Below are 3,456 nucleotides of genomic sequence, written 5' to 3'. Positions count from 1 at the left end.
TCTCGGTGAAATGAGTTACCGAAGTGATATGAGTGCCCCATCGATTTTAAATGTCATTCGGCTGGCCAAAGATTTCTATAGAGAAGGAGTCTCTGTTCTTCCAACAACAGCGGGGACCGGACCCATGCATACGGTATTTGAGGCTTTGCAGGTACCGATGGCAGCCTTTGGAATTGGCAATGCCAACAGCCGTGATCATGGGGGCGACGAAAATGTGAAAATCGCCGATTATTACACCCATATTGAATTGATAAAGGAGTTAATAGCAAGTTATGAGTAAAGCAATGATTCAGCTGGACCACATTGATGTGACCTTCCAGCAAAAGAAACGTCAGATCCAAGCCGTCAAAGATGTGACCATTCATATTAATGAAGGCGATATCTATGGGATTGTAGGGTATTCCGGAGCGGGGAAATCGACCTTGGTTCGGGTGATCAATCTCTTGCAAGTGCCCAGCGCCGGAACCATCACTGTGGACGGAGATGTGATTTATCAAGATCAGGTGACCTTGAAACCGGCTGCCCTTCGGGAGAAACGTCGGGATATCGGAATGATTTTCCAACACTTCAACTTGATGGCTCAAATGACTGTCGCAGAAAATGTAGCATTTGCTCTTAAACATTCTAAATTAAACAAAGAACAAAAGAATGAGAAAGTGGCGAAATTGTTGGAATTGGTTGGTCTAGCTGACCGTGCAGAGAATTACCCAGCACAATTGTCTGGTGGTCAAAAGCAGCGGGTAGCGATTGCGCGTGCCCTTGCCAACGATCCAAAAATTTTGATCTCAGATGAGTCAACTTCAGCCTTGGATCCAAAGACGACCAAACAAATTCTAGCTTTGTTGCAAGAGTTAAACAAAAAACTTGGTTTAACCATTGTCTTGATCACCCATGAGATGCAAATTGTTAAAGATATTGCTAACCGGGTAGCTGTCATGCAAAATGGCGAACTGATTGAAGAAGGGTCTGTTTTAGATATCTTCTCGAATCCGAAAAATGCTTTGACGCAAGACTTCATTACCGTTGCAACAGGAATTGATGAAGCCATGGTGAAAATCAATCAACAAGCGATTGTTAAGAACTTGCCTGATGATTCGATTTTGGCGCATCTCAAGTATGCAGGTTCTGTGACAGATACAGCCATCATCAATGATATATACAAGCAGTACCAAGTATCTGCCAACATTTTATTTGGGAACATCGAGATCCTTGATAACACGCCTGTTGGAGAATTGGTGGTCATCTTATCAGGTGAAAATCAAAATCTGGAAACGGCCAAAGCTGAGTTAGAAAATGCAGGAGTTTCCGTGACTATTGTGAAAGATGGGAGAAAAGCATGATCCAGTTAATTCAAACATATTTACCAAATGTCTATAAATTAGGGTGGTCTGGCCAGTATGGATGGGGAACCGCTATTTACTTGACTCTTTACATGACCGTTATTTCCTTCATTATTGGTGGATTTTTAGGTTTGGTGACAGGACTTTTGTTAGTCTTGACCCGTCCAGGTGGTGTCATCGAAAATAGAATCGTTTTCCAAATTTTGGATAAGATTACTTCCTTGTTCCGCGCCATTCCTTTCATTATCTTGTTGGCCTTTATTAATCCCTTGACCTACTTGCTCTTGAAAAATACCATTGGTCCTACAGCAGCCCTTGTTCCGCTGTCTTTGGCTGTCTTTCCATTCTTTGCCCGCCAAGTCCAAGTGGTCTTGTCCGAGTTGGATGGAGGGGTGATTGAAGCAGCACAAGCCAGTGGGGCAACCTTCTGGGATATTGTCGGTGTCTACCTTCGTGAAGGGCTTCCTGATTTGATCCGTGTAACAACAGTGACCATCATTTCCTTGATTGGAGAAACCGCCATGGCAGGTGCCGTTGGTGCTGGAGGATTAGGAACCTTGGCCATCAACTACGGGAAAAACATGTTTAACAATGATGTCATCTTTGTGGCGACCTTATTGATCCTGATTCTTATCGTTCTGGTCCAATTTATCGGGGACTTCCTTTCGAAGAAAATTAGCCATCGTTAGGATCAGTATCCAATGAATAGAATAAATGTGAATCAAATAAAACAAGTTGGAGCCTTCACTTTCCTCTATTTTCTTGCGATTGGACTGGGGGTCTTAGTTGGAAATCTGATCGATCATCAAGGAAATATGTTTTATGCTCCTGCCTTTTCAGCCTTGTTTGGCGGGACGATCTACCGCTATTATCTAGAAAAAATAAAAGGAGTTGGATCTATCTTTATAGTTGGCTGCGTGATCGGCTCCTTCTTTCTCTTTTCGCGTCATGGTGCAGGTGCCTTTATTCCAGCCTTGATCGCCGGAAGTTTTGCGGAGATGGTCGCCTCAAGTGGTCGTTTTCGCTCGAATTTACGAAACGCCTTGTCTTTTGTTATTTTTGCCTTTGCGACAACAGGGCCCATTCTTATGATGTGGTTCTATCCAGCCAGTTACCGCATGTCTTTACTGGATCGTGGTAAATCGATAGACTATGTCAATCGAGTGATGGTATCACCAGATCTAGCGACCATCACTTGCTTTGTCCTCACGGTCATACTGGGTGCTGGATTAGGATGGGGACTATCATATATCCTACAGTCATTTCTAACAAAAAGAAGAGGAAACTAAGAAAGCCTGGGAAACCAGGCTTTCTTAGTTTTATCAAAAATATTTTTTACAAAATGCAATATATATATTGCAAAATAGAAAATATAGTGTATAATAAAGCTATAAAAACAAGAAAGGAAAATCATGTGGCGAAAAATCTCAAATTAAAAATGGCCCGGGTCGAGCATGATATGACCCAGGGGGATCTTGCAGATGCCATTGGAGTGACGCGCCAGACCATCGGTCTGATTGAGGCGGGAAAGTATAACCCAACCCTCAGTCTCTGCCTTGCCATCTGTAAGACCTTGGATAAGACGCTGGATCAACTGTTCTGGGAGTAACAGTTTTAATAATAGAAAGAGGAAGAATATGAAACAAAAGAAAGAACCAATTGTAAAAGATGAACGGACCATGCTACTTGATGGAAAAATCGCAGGAGAACTTGTCCTTGGCATGACCTGCTTTATTACCCTATCTGCCTTTGTGAAATCCAGTATCCTAGACTTAGACCTAGTCGCTTATCTCCCTGAGATGTTCCTTCTAATTGCCATGGGGGCTTATGCCTTTGTGAGAAGGATCAGTTCAGGGATTGATATCCGAGATATGTTAGAAAAAGATAGCTGGTTGAGTCGCCTTGGGTCAGGTCTATTCTTTGCTGTGCTTGTGACAGCTATGGATGTGATTGGAAAGAGAGAAGCAATGAGCTTTATCTTGAGTCCCAAGTATCTGGTCAAAATTTTATTAGAAATCGTCGTCTTTGCCATCTTGACTTATCTGTTTGAAAAACCACTTGCTCTTATCAATCGGAAAAAACAAGAGAAGATAGAGGCAGAGTTAGAGGATGAAGA

At 42.5% G+C, this 3,456-nt stretch carries 5 protein-coding genes and 1 pseudogene; all 6 read left to right on the top strand.

Going from position 1 to position 3,456, the window contains the following annotated elements:
• A pseudogene (locus tag PAN06_RS13385) lies at nucleotides 1–280 on the top strand (peptidase M20); the annotation flags it as partial.
• On the top strand, nucleotides 273–1,340 hold the full coding sequence (locus PAN06_RS13380) for a methionine ABC transporter ATP-binding protein (protein ID WP_070675161.1): 1,068 nt from the start codon (nucleotides 273–275) through the stop codon (nucleotides 1,338–1,340). The pseudogene PAN06_RS13385 and the gene PAN06_RS13380, both read left to right, overlap by 8 nt.
• A complete protein-coding gene (locus tag PAN06_RS13375) occupies nucleotides 1,337–2,029 on the top strand; it encodes a methionine ABC transporter permease (protein WP_003008487.1) in 693 nt (230 codons plus the stop codon). The genes PAN06_RS13380 and PAN06_RS13375 overlap by 4 nt, the downstream gene beginning before the upstream one ends.
• 12 nt (nucleotides 2,030–2,041) lie before the next feature.
• Nucleotides 2,042–2,629, top strand: a complete 588-nt coding sequence (locus tag PAN06_RS13370; protein WP_269796570.1) for an MptD family putative ECF transporter S component — start codon at nucleotides 2,042–2,044, stop codon at nucleotides 2,627–2,629.
• 125 nt (nucleotides 2,630–2,754) lie between these two features.
• On the top strand, nucleotides 2,755–2,949 hold the full coding sequence (locus PAN06_RS13365; RefSeq protein ID WP_003005328.1) for a helix-turn-helix transcriptional regulator: 195 nt from the start codon (nucleotides 2,755–2,757) through the stop codon (nucleotides 2,947–2,949).
• A gap of 28 nt (nucleotides 2,950–2,977) precedes the next feature.
• Nucleotides 2,978–3,456, top strand: a 479-nt coding sequence (locus tag PAN06_RS13360; RefSeq protein WP_269796569.1) for a DUF6773 family protein, incomplete at its 3' end; no start/stop codon positions are given.

The organism is Streptococcus sp. SM3 (genome assembly GCF_027497875.1).
The sequence above is the reverse complement of the archived record's forward strand: the minus strand, read 5'-3'. Positions and strand labels throughout refer to the sequence as shown.

Coding starts and splice junctions, on each gene's coding strand:
- PAN06_RS13380 (WP_070675161.1), top strand. CDS start 273: ATGAGTAAAGCAATGATTCAGCTGGACCACATTGATGTGACCTTCCAG.
- PAN06_RS13375 (WP_003008487.1), top strand. CDS start 1,337: ATGATCCAGTTAATTCAAACATATTTACCAAATGTCTATAAATTAGGG.
- PAN06_RS13370 (WP_269796570.1), top strand. CDS start 2,042: ATGAATAGAATAAATGTGAATCAAATAAAACAAGTTGGAGCCTTCACT.